The organism is Micromonospora sp. NPDC000316 (genome assembly GCF_042898885.1).
Classification (GTDB): Bacteria; Actinomycetota; Actinomycetes; order Mycobacteriales; family Micromonosporaceae; genus Micromonospora.
Genome location: NZ_JBIAZG010000012.1, coordinates 41,067 through 65,439, shown reverse-complemented (window position 1 = coordinate 65,439; position 24,373 = coordinate 41,067). Strand labels below are relative to the sequence as shown.

The 24,373-nt window shown below is 71.7% G+C and carries 13 protein-coding genes; 8 read left to right on the top strand and 5 right to left on the bottom strand.

Annotation, left to right across the window (positions count from 1 at the left end):
* The first annotated feature begins 183 nt into the window (after positions 1–183).
* Positions 184–2,130: a Xaa-Pro dipeptidyl-peptidase gene (locus ACFY2Q_RS21795; RefSeq protein WP_387133026.1), complete on the top strand. Its 1,947-nt coding sequence runs from the start codon at positions 184–186 to the stop codon at positions 2,128–2,130.
* Positions 2,131–2,171: 41 nt separating this feature from the next.
* Here ACFY2Q_RS21795 and ACFY2Q_RS21790 read toward each other — a convergent pair whose 3' ends face one another.
* Positions 2,172–3,401 (bottom strand): PucR family transcriptional regulator, encoded by a 1,230-nt coding sequence (locus ACFY2Q_RS21790; protein ID WP_387133024.1) that lies wholly within the window; start codon positions 3,399–3,401, stop codon positions 2,172–2,174.
* A gap of 305 nt (positions 3,402–3,706) precedes the next feature.
* Between ACFY2Q_RS21790 and ACFY2Q_RS21785 the strand changes: the two genes are divergently transcribed.
* Positions 3,707–9,616 carry a DUF4011 domain-containing protein gene (locus ACFY2Q_RS21785; RefSeq protein WP_387133022.1) on the top strand — a complete coding sequence of 1,970 codons (5,910 nt, stop codon included), beginning with the start codon at positions 3,707–3,709 and terminating at the stop codon, positions 9,614–9,616.
* On the opposite strand, the gene ACFY2Q_RS21780 is transcribed toward ACFY2Q_RS21785, so the two are convergent.
* Genes ACFY2Q_RS21780 through ACFY2Q_RS21770 form a run of 3 tightly spaced genes read right to left on the bottom strand, consistent with a single transcriptional unit; the run spans position 9,591 to position 12,961 of the window.
* Positions 9,591–10,385: a hypothetical protein gene (locus ACFY2Q_RS21780; protein ID WP_387133020.1), complete on the bottom strand. Its 795-nt coding sequence runs from the start codon at positions 10,383–10,385 to the stop codon at positions 9,591–9,593. The genes ACFY2Q_RS21785 and ACFY2Q_RS21780 overlap by 26 nt on opposite strands.
* 36 nt (positions 10,386–10,421) lie before the next feature.
* The gene (locus ACFY2Q_RS21775) at positions 10,422–11,756 is read right to left on the bottom strand and encodes an HEXXH motif domain-containing protein (protein WP_387133017.1); all 1,335 of its coding nucleotides are present in this window, start codon (positions 11,754–11,756) and stop codon (positions 10,422–10,424) included.
* Positions 11,753–12,961, bottom strand: coding sequence for an FxsB family cyclophane-forming radical SAM/SPASM peptide maturase (locus tag ACFY2Q_RS21770; RefSeq protein ID WP_387133015.1), 1,209 nt, complete (start codon positions 12,959–12,961; stop codon positions 11,753–11,755). Before ACFY2Q_RS21770 ends, ACFY2Q_RS21775 begins: the two co-directional genes overlap by 4 nt.
* Before the next feature lie 270 nt (positions 12,962–13,231).
* Between ACFY2Q_RS21770 and fxsA the strand changes: the two genes are divergently transcribed.
* The 4 genes from fxsA (at position 13,232) to ACFY2Q_RS21750 (ending at position 19,561) form a co-directional block, all read left to right on the top strand.
* Positions 13,232–13,411: an FxSxx-COOH cyclophane-containing RiPP peptide gene (fxsA, locus tag ACFY2Q_RS21765; protein ID WP_387133013.1), complete on the top strand. Its 180-nt coding sequence runs from the start codon at positions 13,232–13,234 to the stop codon at positions 13,409–13,411.
* A 60-nt stretch (positions 13,412–13,471) separates the two neighbouring features.
* Positions 13,472–17,305 carry an FxSxx-COOH system tetratricopeptide repeat protein gene (gene fxsT, locus ACFY2Q_RS21760; RefSeq protein WP_387133010.1) on the top strand — a complete coding sequence of 1,278 codons (3,834 nt, stop codon included), beginning with the start codon at positions 13,472–13,474 and terminating at the stop codon, positions 17,303–17,305.
* Positions 17,306–17,317: 12 nt separating this feature from the next.
* Entirely contained in the window at positions 17,318–18,313 is a 996-nt protein-coding gene (locus ACFY2Q_RS21755) for a hypothetical protein (RefSeq protein ID WP_387133008.1), read from the top strand.
* Between the two features lie 99 nt (positions 18,314–18,412).
* Positions 18,413–19,561 carry a hypothetical protein gene (locus tag ACFY2Q_RS21750; protein ID WP_387133007.1) on the top strand — a complete coding sequence of 383 codons (1,149 nt, stop codon included), beginning with the start codon at positions 18,413–18,415 and terminating at the stop codon, positions 19,559–19,561.
* Here ACFY2Q_RS21750 and ACFY2Q_RS21745 read toward each other — a convergent pair.
* The gene (locus ACFY2Q_RS21745) at positions 19,540–21,687 is read right to left on the bottom strand and encodes an AAA family ATPase (RefSeq protein WP_387133004.1); all 2,148 of its coding nucleotides are present in this window, start codon (positions 21,685–21,687) and stop codon (positions 19,540–19,542) included. The genes ACFY2Q_RS21750 and ACFY2Q_RS21745 overlap by 22 nt on opposite strands.
* A gap of 273 nt (positions 21,688–21,960) precedes the next feature.
* On the opposite strand from ACFY2Q_RS21745, the gene ACFY2Q_RS21740 reads away from it, so the two are divergent.
* Both ACFY2Q_RS21740 and ACFY2Q_RS21735 read left to right on the top strand, forming a co-directional pair.
* Positions 21,961–23,838 (top strand): RyR domain-containing protein, encoded by a 1,878-nt coding sequence (locus tag ACFY2Q_RS21740; RefSeq protein ID WP_387133001.1) that lies wholly within the window; start codon positions 21,961–21,963, stop codon positions 23,836–23,838.
* Positions 23,835–24,347: a hypothetical protein gene (locus tag ACFY2Q_RS21735; protein WP_387133000.1), complete on the top strand. Its 513-nt coding sequence runs from the start codon at positions 23,835–23,837 to the stop codon at positions 24,345–24,347. Before ACFY2Q_RS21740 ends, ACFY2Q_RS21735 begins: the two co-directional genes overlap by 4 nt.
* Positions 24,348–24,373 lie beyond the last annotated feature (26 nt).

The window sequence follows — 24,373 nt, the reverse complement described above, 5'->3', positions numbered from 1 at the left end:
CCGGCCCTACGTCTGTCGAGATGCGACAGACGTAGGACCGGACGGCGGTCACCCTTCCGCATCTGTCTGATGATCACCTGTCGATTGGTTCTTAGGGTGCGAGGCAACTGCCGCACCGCCGGCCCGTCACCTCGCTTCCGACGACCGGGTCCACGGCCGGTGCCGGAGATGAGAAGGAGCACGATGCGAACTACAAAGAGCTGGTGGCGAGCGTCGGTGGTGGTCGTCGCGGCCATCGCCGTCGGCCTGCCGGCGGCAACCGCGACGGCGCACCCGACGAAGGACCGGAACAAGCCGGTCATTCAGCACGGTGTCACCCAGCCGGTCTTCGGGTACGCCGACGCGATCCGCGAGCGAGTGTTCGTCACGTCTGACGTGGACTCCGACGGCGACGGTGCCCGCGACATCGTATCGATGGACATCATCCGGCCCAAGGCCAGCGCGGCCGGGCTCAAGGTGCCCGTGATCATGGATGCCAGCCCCTACTACTCCACTGTGTGTCGGGGCAACGAGACCGAGTGCAAGGCCGACCTGGACGGCGACGGCCTCAACGACCAGTGGCCGCTCTTCTACGACAACTACTTCGTCCCGCGCGGCTACGCGGTGGTCCTGCTCGACATGATCGGCACCAACAACTCGACCGGCTGCCCGGTCACCGGTGGTCGCGCCGACAACATCAGCGCGCCGACCGCCATCGACTGGCTCAACGGCCGCCGGGCCGGCACCGACGCCACAGGTAAGAAGGTCGTCGCCAACTGGCACAACGGCAAGACCGGCATGATCGGCAAGTCGTACGACGGCACGCTTGCCAACGCCGCGGCGGCCAGCGGCGTCAAGGGGCTCTCCACGATCGTCCCGATCTCGGCGATCTCCAGCTGGTACGACTACTCGCGCAGCAACGGTCTGGTCACCCGGGCCAACAACTACTCCGGCAGCCTCTCCAACACGGTGACCAACCCGGCGCGGCGTTTGTACTGCGCGCCGGTGCGGGCGCAGCTCGGCGTGGACGGCGACGACACCACCGGCGACTACAGCCCGTTCTGGGCCGAGCGGGACTACGTTCCGAACGCCGACAAGGTGCGCGCCAGCGTCTTCGTGGTCCACGGCATCAACGACGACAATGTCCGGGCCGACCACTTCAGCAAGTGGTGGGACGCGCTGGCGGAGAAGAAGGTGCCGCGCAAGCTCTGGCTGACGGGCACCGGTCACATCGACCCGTTCGACTTCCGTCGCGGCGAGTGGGTGGACACCCTGCACCGTTGGTTCGACTTCTGGCTGTACGACGTGCGCAACGGCATCATGAACGAACCGATGGCCGACATCGAGCGCGCGCCGGACGTCTGGGAGACCCACCGCAACTGGCCGGTCCCGGGCACCAAGACCACCCCGGTGGCGCTGCGTCCGGGCGTGGACGGCGCTGCCGGTGAGCTCGTCCTCTCAACGCCGGGCAACGGCCCGAAGGGCCCGAAGGGTCCCAAGGCATCCCAGGAGACCCGGACCTTCCAGGACACCCCGACGATGAGCCAGGCCAACGCGATCCGGCATCCGTCGGACCCGCAGGCGAACACCGCCAATCGGCTGGTCTTCCTCTCCCAGCCGCTGAAGGCGCCGCTGCACATCTCCGGGTCGCCGATCGTCAAGATCAAGGCGTCGGTGAACGGCGAGGACACCAGCTTCGCCGGCCTGCTCGTCGACTACGGCACGCGGCCCCGGTTCAGCACCGTCGGCGACGGCATCCGCACCCTGACCGAGGAGGACTGCTGGGGTGAGCAGGCCACCTTCGGTGGCTTCGCCGAGAACGCCTGCTACCGGCAGGCCGAGAAGACCATCGCCACCAACCCGCAGGAACTGGTGACCAAGGGGATCCTCGACGGCCTCAACCTGAAGTCGCTCTCCGTGTCCCAGCCGCTCGTGCCGGGCAAGAAGAACGCCGTCGAGGTGCCGCTGCTGCCCGAGGACTACGTCTTCGCCGCAGGAAACCAGATCGGCGTGGTCCTGCTCGGCTCGTACTCCGGCTACAGCAGCCGGGCCAAGCAGACCCGGGCCGAGATCACCGTGCACTTCGACAACAGCCGGATCGAGCTGCCGATCGTCGGCGGCCGGCCCGCCGCGGTGCGGGCGGGGCTGTAGGACATCGGCGGGCGGGGCGGCACACGCCCCGCCCGCCGGCGTCACTCCGTCGGCTGGTACGCCCCGGTCAGCCGGCCCAACTTCAGCGCGAGATGCAGGCAGAGTCGCTCGTTACCGTCCTTGAGGTCGGTGTCGGCGAGGTCCTCGATCCGCCGCAGCCGGTAGTAGAGCGTGGTGCGGTGCAGCCGCAACTGCTCGGCAGTGGCGTGCGCGTTACCGGCCAGATCCAGATAACGCTCCAGAGTTTCCAACAGCACCGGGTTCGACTCACCTCGCAGCAGCCGTTGCAGTCCGGGATGGACATCGGCGACGTCCAGGTGCGAACCATCCAACCGGGACAGCACCCGGTAGATGCCCAGCCCCTCCCAGGACACCACGGTGCCGAGCGCCGGCAACCGGACACCCAGCCGCGCCGCCTGCAACGCCTCCTCGTACGAGCCGACGGCCTCGGCGAGCCCTGGACGCGTCTGGCCGATCCCCACCACCACGCGCTCCACAGTGCCGAGCCCCCGGATCGCCTGGCGCAGGTTGTCGTCGAGCACCTTCGCGGCCACCTCAGGGGAGAGTCGCCCGCCGCCCCGCCCCTCGCAGAGCAACAGGACCCCGTGGTCGTCGCGGACGAGGTGCAGGGCGTCGCGGGTGCCGATCCACCGCCGGGTGGTGACCAGAGCCTGCTCCAGAGCCAGGCGCGTCACCTCGTCAGGCAGGTCGGCGGCCGGCGCCACCAGTTGCGCGACAAGCGCGGTCGCCGGGCCGTCTCCGGTGATCAGGCCCGCCCCGCGCAGGGTTCGCACCGAGTCGGCCCGGGTCGCCCCGCTGTCGGAGAGCAGCGCCCGCGCCGTCTCGGTCTCCCGCTGCGAGGCCAACTCGCCGAGCAGGTTCGCCCGGTACAGCGCCAGGGACAGCTCGCTCATCAGGCCGGTGTCGGCGATGTCCGTGTCGGCCATCGTGCCGTCCGGGTCGATGAACCAGACGAAGCCCAGCAGCAAGTCCTGGTGGCGGATCGGCACGCAGACCCGGGGCAACAGGTCGAGCTCGCGCGACGCTGGCGTGCGTACCGGCGTCCGGGCCTGCATGATGCCGGCGTCCCGGAACCACGCCATGATCTCCGGGGTGGTCTGACGACGCAGGATCGACGTCTTTCGCACACCGTCCATCAGTCCCGTGTGCTCGCTGTAGACCACCACCCGCTGGCGGCGGTCTTCGATTAGCGCCGGTCGGCCCACGTACGCGGCGAGTGCGTCGACGAGGCGTTGCAGCTCCCCTTGCATGAGATCCTCTCGTCGCCTCCTCAATGGGCAGTCACCGCAGCAGCACCGAGAGTGCTGCCCGGGACTTCGGCGACTCGGTGTCCCCACCGCGCCTAAGAACGATCATGCTGGGCGACGCGGACCTTCACAACCGGGTCTCAGGCCCTGACCGGCGTTTTTGCCTGCGGACACCCGACGAGAACGGTCGATCCCCGGACACACCGACATCGGTGCTGTGGCCGAAACGACAGACGGCCGGGGCGCTTTCCGCCGGTCGGGCGACCGCTAGGCTGGCCCTCGCTGGTCTCGCCACCTGGAGAACGCCGATGTCTGACAGCGTGTTCGCACAGTTCACCGCCAACGACGACCGGCTCTCCGTCGCGCTGCTGGTGCAGCCGGCGATCAACGCCGCCCTGGTGCACAACCGGGTGCCGCTGGTCCGGCACCTCACACTTGTCAACAGGGGCCCGGTCGAGTTGACCGACGTCACGCTGACGCTTGACCTGCGCGGCCCCGACGGCGCGTTGAGCGAGCCGTGGTTTCGCACGGTCACCACACCTCTGCGGCCCGGGGCCAGCACGAGTTGGGACGACTTCCGGGACTTCACGCCGGATCGTGGGCTGCTCTATGGCACCGACGAGGCGTTCCCGGTCGACTATCGCCTCACCGTCGAGGCCGGTGACGAGGCGTTGACGCTCACCGCCCCGTCGGAGGTGCTGGCGCACAACGAGTGGTTCAACAGCCCCGCCCTGTACGACACGCTTGCGGCGTTCGTGCAGCCCAACACCCGAGCGGTCGACGGGGTCCTGCGGGCGGCGACGCAGATCCTGCTCGCGCGGACGGGCTCCGGCTCGCTCCAGGGCTACCAGGAGGGTTCGGAGCGGGCGTCGCTGATCGCCGGGGCCGTGTACGAGGCGCTGCGCCAGGTGGAGATCACCTACCAGACGATGCCGGCGTCGTTCGAGAACAGCGGGCAGAAGGTACGCACGACGGCGGCGGTGCTGGCCGGGCGGCTCGGCAACTGCCTCGACCTGTCCGTCACGTACGCGGCGTGTCTGGAGGCGGCGGGGCTGCACCCGCTCGTCTTCATCAGCGAAGGACACGCCTTCGGTGGCTTCCTGCTGGAGGAGGAGCGGCTGGGCTCGACCGCGGTAACCGAGAGCAACCTGCTGATCTCGATGGTCGATTCCGGTCGGGCGGTGCCTGTCGAGTTGACGCGCATCGGGCCGGGCGCGCAGACCGCGAGCTTCACCGAGGCCGTACGGGCCGGACTCGGTCATTTCCGCGACGAGCCCCAGCGTCTGCACGGTGTCGTCGACGTACACCTGGCGCACCGTTCGGGGATTCGGCCGTTGCCGTCGGCCGACGAGCTGGTGACGCCCGCTACGACGGACGCCGAGGCGGCACCCGGGATCAGCGTGTCGCTCGATCTTCCACCTGGCGTCGCGGCGGCGAAGGTGCGGCAGCTCGCCGACGACGGCGACGAGGTGGCGCAGCAGTCCGACGGCTCGCCGGCGCGGATCCAGCAGTGGAAGAAGTCGTTGCTCGACCTGAGTCTGCGCAACCCGCTGCTCAACCTGCCCAAGCGGGGTCGCGGCCTGGACCTGCACGTGCCGGCGGGCGCGCTACCCCTGCTGGACGACCTGATCCACGACGGCAAGCAGGTGCAGGTCATCGCGCAGGACGAGATCAGTCGCGTCCACGAGCTGGCCGGAACACGCCGGGCGCAGGATCTCGACGCGGAGATCCTGACCCGGGAGCTGCGCACCGACCGGCGGGTCTACGGCGCGGTCACCGAAGCCCGCTACAAGACGGTGATGCGCACGCTCCAGCGTGAGGCGCGCACGATGGAGCAGGAGACCGGCAGCAACTACCTCTACCTGACCATCGGCACGCTCGTGCATCCCAAGCCGAGCGGGGGAGAGGCGTACGCGCCGCTGTTCCTCCTGCCGGTGCGCATCGAGGGCGGCAGCGGCCGTCGCCCGTACGCGCTTGTCATCGACGGCACCGAGGCCGCCAGCACCAACCATTGCCTCGTCGAGTGGCTGCGGGTCAAGCACAGCGTCCGGATCCCGGAGTTGGAGCAGCCGGTCCTCGACGACCACGGCATCGACATCGCCAAGACGCTCGCCGCGATCAACACCGGCCTGGTCGACAACCGGCTCAACTACCGCATCGACGAGACGGCGAGCCTGCGGCTGTTGCAGTTCTCCACCTTCCAGATGTGGCGGGACCTGACCGACCACTGGCCCCGGTTCCTGGAGAACCCGGTCGTGCGGCACCTTGTCGAGTCGTCCGGCGCCACGTTCGACGACCCGGCTCGCCCGGACGACGCCGAGGTGCTTGTCGACGAGGCGGACCTGCACCTGCCGATCCCCGCCGACGGCTCGCAGATGCAGGCGATCGTGCGCGCCGAGCGCGGCCACTCGTTCGTGCTGGAGGGCCCGCCCGGCACCGGCAAGTCGCAGACCATCACCAACATGATCGCCCGAGCGGTCACCGCCGGCCGGTCGGTGCTGTTCGTCGCCGAGAAGCAGGCCGCGCTGGAGGTGGTGAAGCGCCGTCTCAAGCAGGTCGGCCTCGGGCCGTTCGCGCTGGACCTGCACGGGCGCAAGCAGTCTCTCAACGCGATCCGCCAACAGCTCCGCGACGCCCTCGACCAGCAGGACCACGGCGGCGACGGCACGTGGACGGCTGTGGAGACGGCCTACCGGACGCGGCTCGTCCCACTTACCGAATACCCCACCCAGGTGCACACCACAAACCCCGTCGGGATGTCGCTCTGGTCGGCCTACGAGCAGACCCTGGCGTACGGCGACGGCCCGGTCGCCCCGATCCCGGTGAGCTATCTGCACGCGCCCGCCGACGTACGCGCCCGGGTCGAGACGACACTGCGGGAGTTCCCGGCGGCGGCACGCTCGGCGCGCGTCCGGGCCGCACACCCGTGGGCGCTCAGCGGGTGCCGCAGCCTCGACGGGCTGCACGGCGCCGCCGTCACCGAGATCGCCGCCGAGCTGGAGACGCTGCGGGCCGACCTCGCCGACCACCCGTACCTGATGGATGTGCTGCGGACGCTGCCCGACCCGGAGGCCGTCGGCGACCTGGCGGCGGGCGCCTGGCTCGCCGTACGCCGAATGCTGCCGGACCGGGAGACCACAGTGCGGGCCGCCGACCGGCTGTGGGACGACGGGGCCAACCGGCTCCAGGCGGACCTCGCGGCGTTCCGGCAGGGGTTCGCCGGTGAACTCGCGAGCTTCCGCGCGGACGTCTTCGCCCGCCCGGAGCTGCCCGCCTGGCACGCCGAGGCCCAGGAGGTGGCGAAGCGGCTGTTCGGCAAGCGCAAACGTCGGCAGGCGATCGCGGACCGGCTGGCGGTGCACCTGGTCGCCGGCGCGACACTCGACGCCGACCAGGTGGAGGTGACGGTCGGTCGGCTCGTCGCCGCCCAGGCGCAGGCCGCCGCCCTCCACCAGCGGCCGGTGACGCTTGGTGGGCTGCGGCTGCCGGCGTGGCAGCCCACCGACCCGGACGCGCAGGAACGCCTCGCGGAGGCCGTCGAGGCGACACGGACCGGCCGGACGCTCCTGGCCCGGCACCCGGCGGCCTGGGAGCTGTTCGATCGCGGGATCACCGACGTCGACGCGGCAGTGCTCGACCGGGTCGTCTCGCGTTGGCGGGCCTGGCGCGGGGTGCTGCGCTCGGCCGGGCCGGAGTTGACCCTGTGGGCGGCCGGCGTCCACTGGGTCGACGCCTGGCAGCGCGACGGCGCGGTGTGGCTGCACGAGCTGCGGGCCGAGGAGCTGTTTCCGCTGCGTCGATGGGCGACAGTTTTGGGCCACGCCGACGCGCTCGCCTCGGCCGGTCTCACCGACTACCGGGACCAACTGCTGCGCGACGAGTTGCCCGCGCGCCTCGCCGAGGAGGTCTACCGCCGGGGCGTCGCCGCCGCGTCGCTGGCCGAGCGGGTACGCGCGGGCGGCCTGCAGTACTTCGACCCGGAGCTGCACGACGACGAGATCAGCCAGTTCGAGGCCGCTGCCGGTGAGCTACGGTCCGCGCTCCCGACGCAGCTGCCGGCGGTGCTGGTTCGTCGCCGGCCCTTCAGCCCGACCGATCGGCGTGGCCGGTTCGCCGAGTTCGCCGCGGAGCTTCGCCGCAAGCGGGGCGGGCGGTCCTTCCGGGAGCTGTTCGCGCAGTACCCGGACGCGGTGCTCGCCCTGACGCCGTGCGTGCTTGTCAGCCCCGCGTCGGCGGCGAACTTCCTGGCACCGGGGAGTCAACGCTTCGACCTGGTCATCTTCGACGAGGCGTCGCAGATCCGGGTGGCCGAGGCGATCGGCGCGATGGGCCGGGGCAGCGCCGTGGTGGTGGTCGGCGACTCCCGGCAGATGCCGCCCAGCAGCATCATGCAGGCCAGCCACACCGCCGACGAGGTCGACGACGGCGACGGCCCGGTGCCGGAGGACCTGGAGAGCATCCTCAGCGAGGCCGTCGAATCGGGGCTGCCGCAGCGCTGGCTGTCCTGGCACTACCGCAGCCACGACGAGTCGCTCATCGCCTTCTCCAACCGCTACTACTACGACAACAAGCTGTCCAGCCTCCCGTCGCCCGGCGCCAGCAGCACCGCAGGCGTCACCTGGCGGCGCGTCGACGGCCAGTACGACAGGGGCGGCGCACGCACCAACGAGGTCGAGGCGCGGGCGATCCTCGCGGACATCACCCGTCGCCTCCACGACCCGGCGACCGCCAGCCAGTCGATAGGCGTCGTCACCTTCAACATCCAGCAGCGCGACCTCATCCTCAACCTGCTGGAGGACAGCACCGACCCGATCATCCGTGAGCAGCTCTCCGGAGCGGCCCCGGAGCCGATCTTCGTGAAGAACCTGGAGAACGTGCAGGGCGACGAGCGGGACGTCGTCCTGTTCTCGCTTGCCTTCTCCACCAACCCGGAGACCGGTCAGCTCCCGCTGAACTTCGGCCCGCTCAGCCAGGCCGGCGGCGAGCGGCGGCTCAACGTCGCCATCACCCGTGCCCGCCGCCAGGTCGTGCTCTACTCGTCGTTCGACCCGTCCGACATCGACCTGTCCCGCACCTCCGCGCTGGGCACGCAGCACCTGCGGGCGTACTGCGAACTCGCGGCAGCCGGCGCCGACCGGCTGGGCGACCTGACCACCGACCGCGCCGAGCGGCGCAGCCGGATCCGCGACGAGGTGGCCGCGGCGCTACGCGAGCGGGGCCACGAGGTCCGCACCTCGCACGGCCTGTCCGACTTCACAGTCGACATCGCCGTACGCACGCCGGGAACGCCACGGTGGCAGGTGGCAGTCATGCTCGACGGCCCCGACTGGAGTGCCCGCCCGACGGTCGCCGACCGGGACTCCGCGCCGGCGCTCCTGCGGTCCATCATGGGCTGGCCGGAGGTCGTGCGGTTCTGGCTGCCGGCGTGGATCCACGACCGGTCGGCGATGCTCGACCGGGTCGACGAGGCCGTCACCCGGGCCGAGACCCCCGCGCCCGCCGAACCGCAGCCCGAGCCGTCAGCGGCCGCACCGCCGCCCGGCGACGTCGAGCCGCCGCGCCTCGTGACCGAGGAAGAACCATCGGGTACGGCGACCGCGCCCGTCACCGCACTCGCCACCCCGCCCGCGCCCGACACCATCACGGTGAGCCCGTTCCGTCCGTACGTCCCGACGCCGCTCGGCGACCAGGCAGACCTCGACGGGCTCGCCACCGACAAGCGCGTACGCGCCCTGCTGCGCGACGCCCTCCGCGAGATCATCGACGCCGAGGGCCCCGTCGAACAGCACAGGCTCGCCCGACTGGCCCTCGCCCGCTTCGGGTTCCTCCGCACACGCGAGGACAGGCGTACCGCCGTGCTGGCGCTCGTCGACTCCCACCGACTCCACACCCACCCGACGGTGGGCCGCTACGCCTGGCCAGAAGGTGTCGACCCGCAGACGTACCGCGCGTACCGGGTCACCCAGGCCAGCAACGAGCGCGCGTTCGAGGAGGTGCCGCCGGAGGAGGTGGCAAACGCTCTCGTGCACGTGCTGCACGGCGTACCGACGATGGACGAGGAGCGGCTGCTGCGCGCCGGCCTGGAACGGCTCGGCTACCGCCGCCGTACCGAAAAGATCGACAAGCTTCTCCGGTACGCATTGCACGTGGCGGTGACAGGTGGTCGCCTGCGTCACGACCAGGAGGGACGCCTCACACTGGCCCGCCAGGACGGTTGACCGGCGCGCCGTTGGAGCGCTGGATGAGGTTCTGGACCCACTTGTCGAACTTGCTGCTGGCCCCGCCGAGCAGGCCGGTCAGGTCCTGTTCGGTCACCACCCCGCGCTCGGTCAACGACATGATGAGGCCGCGCAGCCGTCGGTGGTCGTCCGCCTCGGAAGGCTCGACGGGGGCGGCGGTGCCCACGTGCCGTTGCAGGTCCTGAAGGATGTCCATCATCTGCGGCAGGGTCTCGATGATCTGCGACAGGCCGGTCTCGTGCGGGCTCGACGAGCCGCGCAGGTCCTGCAGGGTGAGGGCGACCGACATCGGGGTGACGATGTCGGTGTCGTCGGTTATCGAGTCGATGGCGCGGCCCAGCTGCTCTTTGGCGGCGTGCACGCTGCGCAAATTTCTGTGGTCGACCAGGATCGTGCGCATGCCCTGCACGTCGAAGGGGAGCTGCTGGTCCTTCGCCATCAACTGCACGAACGGTTTACGCAGTGCGTGCCGCACGGCCAGCTCGTAGAAGACGTTCGCGTTCTGGTCGGTGAGGTCCGCGATGACCAGGTCGTTCTGGATGATCCGGTCGAGCACCTGTGAGGTGATCAGGCCCGCGCGTTCGATCTCGTCACCCCGGATCGCCTGGAATCCGCGGGCCTCGACCACCGGACGGATGACGTATTCGAGGATCTGGTCGCTGCGCTCGCGGATCTCGGAGCCCTCCGGGCCGATCGGAGCGATGACAAAGCACTCGCGGCGGGTGGGCTGCCCGTTAGCGTCCCCCATGCCGCCTAGGGTAGAGGAGATCGGCAAACCTCGCTGTCACGCCGGTCGGGCTGCGGCCCGCTCCCGGTCCCAATGGGCGCGGTGCGCGTCGAGCAGCCGCTCCGCGTCGGCCGCCGCGTCACGCTCCACGGGTTCCCGCGCCCACCTGTCGGTGACAGGTGTCATGCCGTCGACGAGGTGCCGGCCGACGGCGGTCAGACGTGGCTGCGCGGCCAGCAGCCGCAGGGTCTGACCGACGGCCAGGGTCCACCGAACGAACTCGACCTCGGCGCGGTGACGGGCTGCCCGGTCCCGTTCGACGAACCGCTGCCGGCGCCAGAAGCCGGCCACCCCCAGGTGGGCGTACGCGCCGTGCAGGAGGCCCTCCAGCGGGCGGGGGTCAGGACGCCACGGTGCGTAGAACGACTCGTAGGGGCCGGGCTCCACAAGCGGGAACAGGTCGGTCAGTGAGGCCAGCTTCAGGTGTTGGACCTCGTGGGCGAGGGTCACCGCCGCGGAGCGGGAGTCCGGTGGGAGGGACATCGCCACCGCGCCGAAGCCGTGGTGGAACGTGCCGCTGCGGACCCCGGCCCGTGGTGGGCTGAGCGGCACCAGCGTCCGCAGCGCCACGGACACCTCCTCGGCGACCGCCCGGTGTTCGTCGGCGAGCAGGCGCCACGCCCCGCGCAGCAGGTGCTGCCAGCGGCCGGGGTCGCGGACCGGACCGGCGATCGGATGGGTGCCGGCCCGGAGCGCGACCGGCACATGCCGCCACGTGTCACTGTCCAGCAGCAGCCGCAGCGTGAGCCCGTTGTGGGTGAACCGCAGTTTCGGGTAGGGCTGCCAGCGGTCGTCGGCCGTGTGGCCGTACCCGATCTCGATCCGCTCCCCGCCGCAGCGCACCTCCGCGTGCCCGCCGGCGCAGCGCACGCGGGCGCGGGTCGCGGTGGGGTCGACCCGTAGGGTGCCGAGGCCGGGCAGGTCCAGCCAGCCCGGCGCGGCGGGGTTGAGCGGCACGTCCAGGTCGGCGTCCGCGCGGGCCCGCACCGCGGCAGCGGCGGCGACCGCCGCGAGCAGACCGGGGTACGCCGTGGCGCGTTCGCCCCGGTTCAGCAGAGACGCGGTGCCGAAGGCCCAGGCGGCCACCGACGGATGGCCCCACGCCGCCTGGCGGTGGCCCTTGTCCAGGTTACTCACCAGCCGGTACGCGGCCTCGACGGCTGCCCGGTCCGGATGGTCGACCCGGTGGGTGAGGACGACAAGCGCCCGGATCAGCAGCAGGTTCTTGCTGTGCTGGGACGAGCGCAGCAGGTCGACGGCGGCCGGTCCGCCCCCGCCCGTGGCGAGGGCGTCGAGGACGGCCCGGGGCAGCCGGTGCCCGGCCGGTGTCACCGGGACACCTCCCGCAGCGCCGTCACGTCCCGGCGCAGGGTGCTGCGGATGTGGCCGATGAGTCGGTACAGGTCGGCGCAGTACACCGACGGGTTGTCGAAGCCGCTGCCGGCGCGCCACCGGTGGGTGTAGAGGCCGCCGCCGCAGACCTGGTGCAGGTCGCAGGCCCGGCACCGCGCGCAGAGACCGTCCACCCCGGCCTGCTGGGCGCGGACACCGGGCTGCCGCAGGGCGGCGTCGAAGGTGTCCCGGTCGACGTGCAGGCCGGTGCGTCCGGCGCCGGCGTGGGCGGCGCCGAGCGTGTCGTCCATCTCGATCGCCCCGTCGGTTTCCACAACTGCCACCGCGACCGGGCTGACGCCCACGCCAGCCAGGCGGGAGGAGCCGCCGAGCAGGAGTTGGATGATTTCGTCGAAGAGCCGGACTCGGGTCTGTTGCCCTCCGTCGGAATACCACTCGTCGAAGACCGCGCTCAGCCACTGCGCGTACGGGGCCTGACGTGGATCGGCGGGGCGACCGGCGGGTGGCGTCGACCAGGTGCCGTGCGGCAGCAGGAAATCCACCACCGGTGGGCGGTGGACCAGCAGGCTGCGGTAGGTGCCGATCGGGTCGTTGCGCAGGTCGACGGTACACAGCAGACCGTTGAACAACTGGCGGTACGACCCTGTCAGCCGCCGCAGCGCGGCCCCGACCCGGCTGTGGCTGCCCCGACCGTCCGGGCCTCGCCGGTGCCGGTCGTGTGCCGTCCGGTCCCCGTCGAGGCTGACGCTGACCCCCACGTCGAGTCGGTCGAACAGACGCAGGAACGCGTCGTCCAGGCGGACGCCGTTGGTCTGCACGGTCACCCGCGCGGGCACCGGTGCGGTGCCACGCCGGAGCAGCTCGACGGCCCGTTCGACGCCTGCCACTCCGGCCAGCAGCGGCTCACCGCCGTGCAGGACGACGCTCACCTGGCGCAGCCCGTGCCGCCGGGCGTGTTCGCCGATGCGAACGCCTGTGCGCGCGAGGGTCGCCGCGGACATCGCCAGTGGCCGGGAACGCCAGCGCTGGTCGGCCATCGTGTAGACGTAGCAGTGGTCGCAGGCCAGGTCGCAGCGGCTGTGCAGCTTCACCACGAACTGTCGGAAGGGAACCGCGGGCGTGGGTGGCGCGGAGCGGGCCGTCGTGCCGAGTGCCGGCCGCTGGCCGCCAACGGGTCCGGGCATCAGACGCTCCGCCGTCCTGTCGGTCGCCGGGCGGGCCACCTACCAGAGTGGAGCATACATCGACAGGCGGCGTTCCGGGTGCCGCCGCCGACCGGCCGGCGACGGGGTGGACCCGTCCTGCCTGGTCCGGCCGCCGTCCGGGTGTCCGCCGCTGCGGCGGCGCACGGTTATCATGAGCACACTCAGCGGATCTGGCGACCGGTCAATGTCTGGCCCGGCGGTGGGGCCGACCGGGCGCGGCGCGACACGGAGACAGGCGGTGGTCGGGGGATGGACACCGGAGAGGACGACCTCCGCTCGGAGTTGATCGACCTGACCGAACTGGACCTTGCCGAACTGGACGCCCTGCCGAACGGTGTCCTCGTCGCCGCGCTGGCACGGCTCGACCGCCGTGCCGCCGCCGGTGACCAGTACGCAGGCTTCGAGAGCGCCCTCAATGGCGACGACTGACCCCACGGGCGCCGCGGTGACGCCGGCGACCCGCATCACCGCCCGGGCCGGGGGAGACCGATGAAGATCAGCAGGGATGGGACAGCGGGTGTCGCCACGATCGTCTCGTTCGTGTCGCCCGCCGACGACACCGGCCGCAGCAGCGCGGTGGCAAACGTGGCGTGGATCCTCGCCGGCAACGGCAAGAGGGTGCTCGCCGTCGACTGGTGCCCGAAGACCCCGCGGGTGTACGACTTCCTGCGCCCCGTCCAGGTGGACGCCGTCGCGGCGGCGCGGACGCTCGGTGACGACCTCGCCGCCGTGCTCACCCCCGCACCGGACGCGCCGCCGGTGTCGCCCTCGACGGTGATCGCGCCGGTCGCGCCCGAACAGGGCACCCTCTACCGGTACGCGGTGTCCGGCTCGACGGCCACGTTCAGCATGGTGGGTCTCGGCGCCACCACCGCCGGGCTGCCCACCGGGGAGGCCGCCCGGATCCGGCAACTGCTCCAGCAGGCCGACTACGACTACGTCCTCATCGACGCGCCGGTGGACCTGAGCGCGCCGGGGATCACCCACAGCGCGGTGCTCAGCGACGTCGCGGTGGTCTGCATGCCACCTCGTCGGTTGTCCGTGCAGCACGCGGCGGGGCTCGCCAAGGAGTTGCAGCAACGGGCCACCGGCGGGATCCGGGTGCTCGCCGCGCCGACCCTGCACGAGGTCCCCGACCCCGGGCACGGTGGGTCCCGAGACTACGTCCGGCAGGCCTTCGCCTGGCTGCTGGAGGAGGCGACCGGCGACGCCCAGGGCCTGGCGCCGACGGGGATCGTGGAGGTGCCGGCGCACAACTACGACACCTTCGACGACGTGCTGTCCGTGCTGGCCGACGACCCGAACGACGCGAACAGCCCGCTGGCCGCGTACGAGCGGATCACGGATTGGATCACCGGGGGCGAGGTCACCCGGGCGGTGCCCGTGCCGGTCCCGATCCGGGGCCGGTACCGGCGCGCTGTGTTGCTGGAGCAGGCGGACAGTCTGGGCGACATCGTGGTGGCGTACGACCCGGTCGACAGGCCCTGGGCGGACTGGATCGGCGGGCAGTTGCGCCGCGCCGGAGTCCGGTCCCACCTGCGGGCCGTACGCCCCGGCGGGCAGAGCGGCTCCAGGCCGGGCACCACTGTGTTGGCGGTCCTGTCGCCCAGCCTCGCGGAGACGGCCGGGACGGATCTGGCCGGGCTGCGGACGGGCTTCGCCGATTCGTCGGCGGAGGTGCTCGGCGTGCTTGTGGCCGGCGAGGCGTGGCGGGATACGCCCGGCCTCGAGCGGGTCGTCGACCTGCGCGGGGCCGACCCGGTCCGGGCACAGTCGTTGCTGCTGAGCCAGCTCGGCCTGATCGCTCCCGTGCAACCCGCCGGCGGCCTGCGCAACGTGCCGCGCTTCCCGGCGGACCCCGCCCGGCGCGTGCGGTTCAACGTGCCTACCCGCAACCCGTCCTTCGTCGGCCGCGACGACTATCTGGAGCGGCTGCGCGACCACCTCACCAGCGAGGACGGCCCGGTGACCCTCACCGGCGGGGCGGGGGTCGGCAAGAGCGAGCTGGCCCGCGAGTTCGCCCATCGGTTCGCCTACGACTACGACGTGGTCTGGTGGATCCCCGCGCAGGACCGGGAGACCGTGCAGACCGGGCTTGGTGCGCTCGCCGACGAGATCAAGGCGGTGGACAGCACCGGGGCGGCGGAGGCCGCGCTGAAGGCGCTCGTCGCGCCCGACGGCGCTTTCCAACGCTGGCTACTGATCTACGACAACGCCGACGACGCGGACGTGTTGACAGGTCTTCGGCCGCAGGACGGCGTGGGGCACGTCCTGATCACCTCGCGGGACGACGGCTCGTCCGGGCTGCCCTCCCCTCTGGAGGTCGCCGCACTCACCGGCGACGAGAGCGTGGCGATGCTGCGCCGCGTGCTCGGCATCAGCACCGAGGACGCCCGGTCGATCGCCGTGGCGCTGGAGCATCTGCCGCTGGCCCTGCGCCTGGCGACGGCCTGGATGCGGCAGCGCGCCCTGGTGTTGGAGCGCGGCGGGGTGCCCAGCCTGGAGGCGGTGGGCCAGAGCGTCCGGGAGCTGCTGGCCGCGCTGGAACGGCAGTCCGACGAGGAAATCGGGGAGAGCATCCCCGGATCGCACACCTCAAGCGTGGCCCGGGTCCTGCGGATCACGTTGGAGGCGCTGCGTGTCACAGCCTTCGGGGAGCTGGCCATCCGGCTGGCCGAGCTGAGCGCCTTCCTGTCCCCGGAGGGCATCGGGCTGCCGCTGCTGCGGTCCACCTCGATGCTGACCCAGCTCGCCGCGGCGTCCGGCCGGGACGCGGACGAACTGCTGGTCGAGGCCGGCGAGGTGGACCTCGTCCTCACTGTCGGCGCGCGCTTCGCGCTCTACGACGTCGACTGGGGGTACGGGTCGGCGCTGCGGATGCACCGCGCCATCCAGGTGCTGCTGCGGGGCGTCATGACGGAGCCGGAGCGGTGTGAGCGGCACCGGCAGGTCCTGCGGGGCCTCGCCGGCTACGCCCCGACCGATCCGGAGGCCGACGACAGCCGCTACGCCGGCGTCTTCGAGGAGTTGCAGCAGCACCTGATTCCCTCCGGCGCGCTGGAGTCCGACGACCGACAGGTACGGCACTGGGTCGTCAAGCAGGTCCGCCACCTGTACCTCTCCAACGACAGCGACGCCTGGCGCTCGGCGCTTCAGCTGGCCGCGGCGACCTGCAAGCGGTGGGAGGGTGGCGACGAGATGGACCAGCTGACGATGCGGCTGTTCGTCCAGACCGCGAACCTGCACCGGGCCATGGGCGATCACCAGGAGGCGTTGCGGCTCGACGAGATGGTGCTCAGCGAGCAGCGCCGCCGCTACGGCCTGCGCCACTTCCGTACCCTGGTCGCCGGCCGCGGTCGTGGCGGTGACCTGCGCGGCCTCGGCCGATTCGAGGATGCCCTCGTCGAGGACCAGGCCACCTTCGAGGGCTTTCGCGGTCTGGTCGGGGACGACCACCCGAACACCCGGATGGCGGTGAACAACCTGGGCATCTCGTTCCTGCTCACCGGTGACGCCCGCGAGGCCCTGCGGCTGGCCCGTCAGGAACGGGACCGCCGGATGCTGCTGTTCGGCCCGGAGGACCCGCGGACCTGGCGGGCGTCGTGTCAGGTCGGCACGTGCGAGCGGGAGGTCGGCGAGTACGAGCTGTCGCTGGCCACCCTGCGCGAGGCGCTCGCGCGCATTCACGAGCTGCCCACCGGCAGCCTCCTCGACGAGCTACGTGTCAACCGCAGTCTCGCCGTCACCGAGCGCCGCCTCGGTTGGACCATCCCGGCCAAGAAGCGCAGCGCCGAGACGTACAGCGGCTATGTCAAGAACCTGGGCGAGGACCACCCGCTGACCCGGGGCAGCCTGTTGAGCCTGGCGGCCGACTACTACCGGGCCGGCGACGCCGGGATCGCCGTGAAGAGCGCCATGCGCTGCCTGCGCGGCTACGAACGGAAACTGGCGTCCGGGCACCCCTTCACCGCGGTCTGCTCGGTAAACCTCGGCCTGTTCCAGCGCGGCCTCGGGGAGTACGACCAGGCCGTCTGGTATGGCGACCGCGGCCTGCGCTCCCTGCGGGCGAAGCTCGGCGGCGCGCACCCGTGGTCGCTGGCGGCGACGACCGCCCAGGCCGGTCACCTGGCCGCACGCGGCGACCGTGACTCCGCGCTGACGGCGCAGGAGGAGGCGTACGGGACAGCCCTGGGCTACCTCGGCCGCACCCACCCGGTCACCCGGGACGCCGCCGCCAACCTCGCGGCGATCCAGGCGCTGGGCGACGGCACTCCTGGCGATGCCAGTCTGATCGACACCGACATCGATGTGCCGCAGAGCTGAGGGAGTGACCAGGTGACGGATCCGGAGCTGCACGACGCCCTGGTCGAGGAGACGGCCGAGCAGGACGTCCCGGGCTTCCTGAAGAAGCGCGACCTCTGCCGGAGGCTGCTGCTCAGCGGCTGCGGCGTCTACCACGTCGCCCACTACACCACCGGAGTCCTCGACTTCGCGCTCGACCTGCTGGACCACCCGTCGGCTCCAACGCCGGACGAGGAGGACCCGTCGCAGCGCCGCGAGGCGTACCGCCGGGTCGGGGCGCAACTGGTCTACCGGGTCAGCGAACTGCATCGCCGGCTGGGGGAGTTGCACACCGGGGCGCTGATCCGGACGGTCGTGCAGACCCGCACGGGTTTCGTCTTCTGCAACTCGGTGGTCGGCAACGAGCACATCGTCGGCTTCGCCTCCGTACCCCAGATGGACGCCGAGGCGGCGGCCGACCCGAGCCGGGTCAGCGTCGTCGACCGGGCCGCGGCGCAACTCGCCAGCGACCTGCGCCGCCTGCTGCGGCAGCGGTCGCAGAACCCGGGTGGCTGGGAGGCGGACACCGATGCTGAGGCGACATCGCCCGCCGCGGCGGGGCAGGATTTCCGGCCCCACCGCAGCGGTGCGCCGTCGCCGGACGGGACGCTCACGACGTTGCGCCCGCAGGGCCTGCACTTCCTGAGCCGCCACCGGCTGGGTGAGCAGGAGTGGGCCGTCGACATCCTCGACCACCCGGACCTGGACCCCTTCTTCAACCGGGGCGTCACGGTGGCCGATCGGCGGGACCGCTACCAGCGCCTCGCCGGTGACCTGTCGCTGCTGGCCATGCAGGTGGGGCGGGACCTGCGTCGGGCCGTGGTCGGGAACGTCACCCGGCTGGTGCTCGACGTGGAGATGGGCGCGGTCTACTACTACCGGCTCTCTCCGGACGACTACCTGTTTGGTGTGTCCCTCAGCCAGGACTTCGTCGCCCGCGCGGACGAGGACCTGGCGGCGCTGGCGCGACGGTTCACGACGCCGGCCTGAAATGTCGGGTGGATTCACGTGGTTCGCGATTGAGGCGGTTCGCCGGCGCCGATATCCTCACCTCGGATCAACCAGGTTCGACACGTCGGTTGGGTGGCCGTGACCGTACTGGCGAGATCAGCGGCCGTGGTCGCCGCCGCCGTGGCCGGCCTGGCCGTGGCGTGGGCCGGCGACGTGGACGGGCTCGAACGTGCCCCTGCCTACCTGCTGCTCGCATCGGTCCTGCTGGCGGTGGGCCTGGTCGGCAGCACCCGCGACATCAGTCTCGCCGAGGTCCGCGCCCACCTGGGCACCGTCCTGCTGGCTGTCACCGTCGGCGTGGTCGCCAAGGCCGCGCTCATCGCCGGGGTGATGATGCTGGCCTTCCGCGACCCTGCGTTCCTGGTCCTCGGCGTGGCCGTCGCCCAGATCGACCCGCTCGCGGTGGCGGCGATGAGCCGTCCCGACCGTACCTCCCCGCGTGCCCGTTCCATCCTGTCCATCTGGGCGTCCTTCGACGACCCCGTCACCGTGCTGCTCACCGTCTACGTCTCCGCGTTCGCCCTGGACCTCAGCGGTGGCGACGGTGGCGCGCTCGCCGGCGCGATCAGTGACCGGCCCCTGGACCTACTGCTCGACCTGCTCGCCAACGTGGGTTTCGCCGTGGGCGCCTGGCTGCTGTGGCGACTGCTCCGCGCCGCCGGCCTGCGCGAGGACTCGCCCCGTCCCCGGCTCCGGACGGCACTGAACTGGCTGGCGGTGGCAGTGCTGATCGCGCTGGTCCTCGTCGCCGCCTGGCAGTTCCTCATGCTCGGCCTGGCGATCGCCGGGCTCTTCTTCCGGCCTCGACTCGGTCCTGTCGTCGGCAAGTCCACCCAGGCGGCGTTCCTGGTCGCCACCTTCCTGCTCGGACTGCTGCTGGTCAACGGCGTCGACATCGTGCCAGGTGTGGTGCTCGGGCTGGCGGCGGTGGCGGCGCACTTGGTGGTGTCGGTGCCGATCACCCGTGGCCTGCCCTCGACCGACAGGCGCTATCTCGCCTGGGGGCAGCAGAACGGCATCACCGCGGTGATCCTCGCCCTCGTCCTGGAACGCGACTTCCCCGGCACGGTGGGGATCGTGGCGACGGCCATCGTGGTCATCAACGTCATCCACGCCCTGGCCATGGCGGTGCTGGACAGGCGTGGACCCGGAGGCCCTGGCCACGCCACGCCCCGACCGGACGCCGACCCGACCCCGCTCGGCGCTCAGCCGGCCAGCAGCAGCTGACGGACCCGACCGCCCAACCCGTCGAAGACCGACCGCGCCTGTGACCAGGTAGGCGAGCGGTCGGTGAGGTCCGGGCTGTCCTCACCGCCGGCGCCGGCGGCGGCCAGCCCGCTCAGGGTGTCCAACTGGAACAGCGGCAGGTACTCGGCGATCCCGTCGTACGTCTCGCAGAGCAGATCCAACCGCTCCAGGTCCGTCGGTTGGGGATCGACGCGGTGGCCGTCGTACCACTGCTCCACGCCCTCGCGGAACGCCTCGATGAGGCGGCGCAGGACCACCGACGTGCCGACCGCACGCTGCACGTCCCGCGAGCGCAGCAGCGACCGTAGGGCCTGCCCGCCGTCCGCGCCGCCGACGGTCGCCACCCGGTGTGGTGCGAACGCGTCCCGCAACCGGCGCTCGAAACCGGTGAGCTGATCCAGGGCGTCGATGGCCTCCACGAACACCCGTGCGACCCTCCCCGGCAGCGGCGGCGTCGCCCCCGTCGCCGGCTGATGCTGTGGCATGACACCGAGCAGGCCGGCCGGACGCAGTTCGCCACGGATCTCGTCGAGCTGGTACGACAGGTGCTCGATGGAGCGCTGGGTGTTGCTCTGCTGGCGGTGGATCCGCTCGACGCGCCGGCGTACCGAGGTCAGCGCGTCCGCGCCGATCGCCTGCTCCAGCCGGCGCATCAGGGCCTTGACGCTGCCCGACAGGTCCTCGGCGAACGACTGCGGGTCGTGCACGATGGGTTCGACGCTGAACGTGCCGGCGAGGTCGGCCCCGAACTCCGCGGGCAGGTGACCGACGACGACGAGGATCACCTCGCTGTCCGGGACGGCCGCCCGGATCGCGACCACCCGCCGATTGAGGTCGTCGACCTCCTCGGCCTTGAGGACCGACTCGCTGAGCAGTACGCAGCAGCCCGCGTTGCGTTCCTCCAGGGGTATCCAGAAGTCGACAGGCAGGTCACGCATCGACCCGACCAGGTGGTCCCGCTGATACGACCAGCCGTCCTGGGTGAGCACCCGCCGTACGTCGGCGGCGACGTCCTGACGGTTGGCCAGGTCGAACTGGACGCGGACCACCTCGCGGACCATGACGTGGGTGACGGGTGTGCCGGCCTGGGCGGCGCGCTGGAACAGGTGGTAGCAGAGCCGGATCACCCGCCGGGGCACCCCGTCGGCGAGGTTGGCCAGGTATTCGGTGGTCTCCACGGTGAACGGCGCGAGCCGGGCCTGGCCGAACGCCCGCAGCTGGGTCTGCCGGATGAACGTGCGCACGTCCTCGCCGGTGAGCGCGGACATCCGTACGATCGGCCCGATCCGCTGGCGTACCTCGGTGCTGAGCAGGTGCAGCATGTCCGGCAGCCCGGCGATCACCAGGAGCGCCCCGGCGGAGGTGAACACGCCGAGCAGCCGTTGCAGGCGGGCCATCGTCTCCGGACCCGGGCGGCCACCCGCGGTGAGGATCTTGTCGAGCTCGTCGAGGACCAGCACGAAACGGTCGTGCCGTCGACCGTGCAGCAGGGCCAGCACGCCCATCGCCTCGACAGCGGTGGCCTCCACGTTCGTGCTGGGGGTGACGCCGGCGGCGACCAGCGCCGGACCCGGCGGGTGACCCGACAGCCAGTCCCAGGCGGCGGCCTCGGTGCTCGGGTCGAGCAGCATCGCCAACGCGGTGCCGAACGCCGGGTCGGTGGTGACCTCCGCGAGATCCGCGCGGAGCCGTCGGACGAGCTGATCGCCCGAAGGGGTGACGCCCGTGGGGTCGGGCACGTAGTCGGCCAGCAGCTCACGCACCGCGTCCCGGGACAGCCGGGTCAGGAACCGGCGGTGCAGTGACAGGAAGGTGTCACCCGGCGCGTCCAGGTAGATGCCCTGCACGGTGGCTCCGGTGACCCGCCGGGTGTGGGCCAGCAGTTCGACCGCGAGGTGGGTCTTGCCGGTGCCGTAGTCACCGATGAGGGCGACCACGGCGCCGTCGCCGGTACGGAGGTAGTCGTCGAGCTGGTCGGTGGCGTCGCGGACGGCGGCGGTGACCACCGTGCTCCCGCCGGTGCCCTGCTCCGTCACCCGGGCAACGGCCGTCGGGGAGAAGGGATTGACCGGGCCTGCCGCCGGTGGACCTTCGACTGCGTCCATCTCCGTGATCCTCCGGTAGCTCCGGCCTGGGCGCCGGGTGTCGGGGGACCCGAGGCCGACCCGTTCCTGCGCCCCCTCCGGCCCGTCTTGCAATCCTAACCCTCGGTGGCGAGTCAGGGGGACCCGTACGCATCTGCTGACTGCGGCGTTCACCTGGGAAAAGAGCCGATCAGCCGGGGTGCCGATGGTCCGGTCGGATCGACTGCGTCGAATACGATTCGAGGTGGCCCGGTCCCGCGGATCGGGGGGTCGCGCGGACGAGGGAGTTGGTCGATGACGGGTCCGGTCCCCGGTGCGTACCGCCCGGCCGGGAGGGCACTGCGGATGGTCTTCGCGGTGATCGGCCTGCTCGCGCTGGTGCTCGGTTACGTCGGCTTCGACCTGTTGCTGCGGGCCGAGCCGGGCAGCGGCTACGACCTGTACGACGTCGTCTACTACGACATCCAACTCTTCGTGCTCGGCGCGGAGCCGTTCCAGGATCCCGGGCCGTACCCGTGGCAGTTGCAGGTCGCCCGGTTCGCGGCACCGCTGTTCACCCTGCTCGCGGTGGTGGAGGCCAGCCGGTTGCTGCTGGCCGCCGAGATCCGCCGGTTGCGCGCCCGGCGGGCTCGGGGGCACGCCGTGGTCTGCGGCGACTCCCAGTTCGCCCACATGCTCGCCGACCGGCTCTTCGGCGAGGGCGAGCGGGTGGTCGTCGTGCGGGCCGAGCCGTTCGGGCCGCTGGAGTACCGCCGGCGTCGCTACCTGGGGGTCACCGGCGACCCGACGAGCCCCGAGGTGCTGCGGGGCGCCGGCCTGCCGTACGCCCACACGGTCTACGCCTGCACGGACGACGACGACCGCAACCACGCCATCGCCAACGCGGCGAGCCGGTTGATCCAGGACCGACGGCAACCGGCCCGGGTCTACGTGCAGGTCCACGATCCGGAGATGTGCCTGTCGTTGCAGGCCCGACGGTTGGGCGCAGCCGGTTCGAGCCGGCTGCGGCTGGACTACTTCCACGTCGACGACGTGGCTGCCCGGGCCCTGCACCAGCACCACCCGCTGCCCAGCCCGACGGGTCGACCGGTCCGGATCCTCATCGCCGGCCGGGGCAGCTTCCGCCGCGCCGCGCTGGTGGCCAGCGCCCGACACTGGCAGCTGCGCCAGGCCGAGGCCCCGCCGGGGCGGCCCGTGCCACCGCTGCACGTCGACCTGGTGGCGCCGGACGCGACCGTCGAACTCGAGCTGGCGACCGCCCGGCACCCTTTCCTGCCCGCCACCTGCCAGGTCCGGGCGTACGACCTGGACCTCGACGGCCTGGTCGGGTCGGGGATGCTGCGCGGCGGCTACGACCGGCTGTATGTCTGCGCGGTGGACGAACGCAACGGCCTCCAGTTGGCGTTGGACACCCCGGCGCTGTGGCAGCGGGCGGAGAGCGCCGTCTTCGTACCCGTGTACCGGCAGGCGGCGCTCGCCGCCGCGTTCCACGGCGACCGGCGGCACGACCTGCTCGACGAGGTGCACGGCCGGCTCCAGCTCTACCCGGTGCTGACCCGGGCTTGCGACGCCCAACTGATCGCCGAGGATCTCACCGAACGGCTGGCCCGGCAGATCCACGACAAGTACCTCCAGTCGCAGGTGAAGGCCGGGGTGCGTCGGGGATCGACGCCCGCCATGGTGGACTGGTCCCGGCTTCCCGAGTCGCTGCGTCGGGCCAACCGCGCCCACGTGCAGGACATCGCCGCCAAGCTGCTGAGCCTCGGTTGCGTGGTGGCGCCCCGACACGGCACCGCCGCCGGTACGGCGGATCCGGGCGCCAGCCGTGCTATCGACGACCGGATCGACGAACTGGCCCGGTTGGAGCACGAGCGGTGGTGCGGGGAACGGTCGGGGGAGGGCTGGGTGTACGGCGAGCCGCGCGACGACGCCCGCCGCCGGCATCCCACGCTGCGACCGTGGGACGAGTTGCCACCGGACGTCCAGGAGATGAACCGCAACGAGATCCGGGCTCTGCCGGAGGTGTTGTCCGACGCGGGTTTCGAGATGATCCGGCTGACCGCGGAGGGCGCGGATCCCACCGGCCTGCCGGTTCCGCCCCGGCAGACCGGCGCCGTGGGTGAGTCCCCGCGTGCGTCCGGCGACGCGTCCGGGGAGATGATCGGCGGATGACGTTGGACCCTCGGCCGGTCCGGGTGGGGATCACCGGGCACACCAACCTGACCCCCGCCACCGAACGGCTCGTGTACGACGCGCTGCGTACCGAGCTGCGCCGGATCAGCGAACGGCCGGTGCGGGGTGTCACCTGTCTGGCCGCGGGCGCCGATCAGGTCTTCGCGCGGGCGGTGCTGGCCACCGGCGGCGTGTACGAGGTGGTGCTGCCGGCGCCGGACTACCGGGAGCGGGCTATCCCGGTGGCGGGCCGACCCACCTTCGATGATCTGCTCGGAGGGGCGGTCGAGATCGTCCACACCGGATTTCCGCACTCCGGCACGGCCGCGTACGTGGCCGCGAACCGGGAGCTGCTGCGTCGGGTGCAGCGTTTGGTGGCCGTCTGGGACGGGGAACGCGGCTGTCACGAGGCGGCGACCGACCGAACCGTGGCCTGGGCGCGGCAGCGGGACATACCGACGACCGTCCTGTGGCCGCCTGGGGCATGTCGGACGGCCACGGCGGGCTGAGGAAGCGCGTCCGCAAATCACGACGG

Coding starts and splice junctions, on each gene's coding strand:
- ACFY2Q_RS21790 (WP_387133024.1), bottom strand. CDS start 3,401: ATGCAAGGGGAGCTGCAACGCCTCGTCGACGCACTCGCCGCGTACGTG.
- ACFY2Q_RS21745 (WP_387133004.1), bottom strand. CDS start 21,687: ATGGACGCAGTCGAAGGTCCACCGGCGGCAGGCCCGGTCAATCCCTTC.
- fxsA (WP_387133013.1), top strand. CDS start 13,232: ATGGACACCGGAGAGGACGACCTCCGCTCGGAGTTGATCGACCTGACC.
- ACFY2Q_RS21740 (WP_387133001.1), top strand. CDS start 21,961: ATGACGGGTCCGGTCCCCGGTGCGTACCGCCCGGCCGGGAGGGCACTG.
- fxsT (WP_387133010.1), top strand. CDS start 13,472: ATGAAGATCAGCAGGGATGGGACAGCGGGTGTCGCCACGATCGTCTCG.
- ACFY2Q_RS21770 (WP_387133015.1), bottom strand. CDS start 12,961: ATGCCCGGACCCGTTGGCGGCCAGCGGCCGGCACTCGGCACGACGGCC.
- ACFY2Q_RS21780 (WP_387133020.1), bottom strand. CDS start 10,385: ATGGGGGACGCTAACGGGCAGCCCACCCGCCGCGAGTGCTTTGTCATC.
- ACFY2Q_RS21735 (WP_387133000.1), top strand. CDS start 23,835: ATGACGTTGGACCCTCGGCCGGTCCGGGTGGGGATCACCGGGCACACC.
- ACFY2Q_RS21795 (WP_387133026.1), top strand. CDS start 184: ATGCGAACTACAAAGAGCTGGTGGCGAGCGTCGGTGGTGGTCGTCGCG.
- ACFY2Q_RS21785 (WP_387133022.1), top strand. CDS start 3,707: ATGTCTGACAGCGTGTTCGCACAGTTCACCGCCAACGACGACCGGCTC.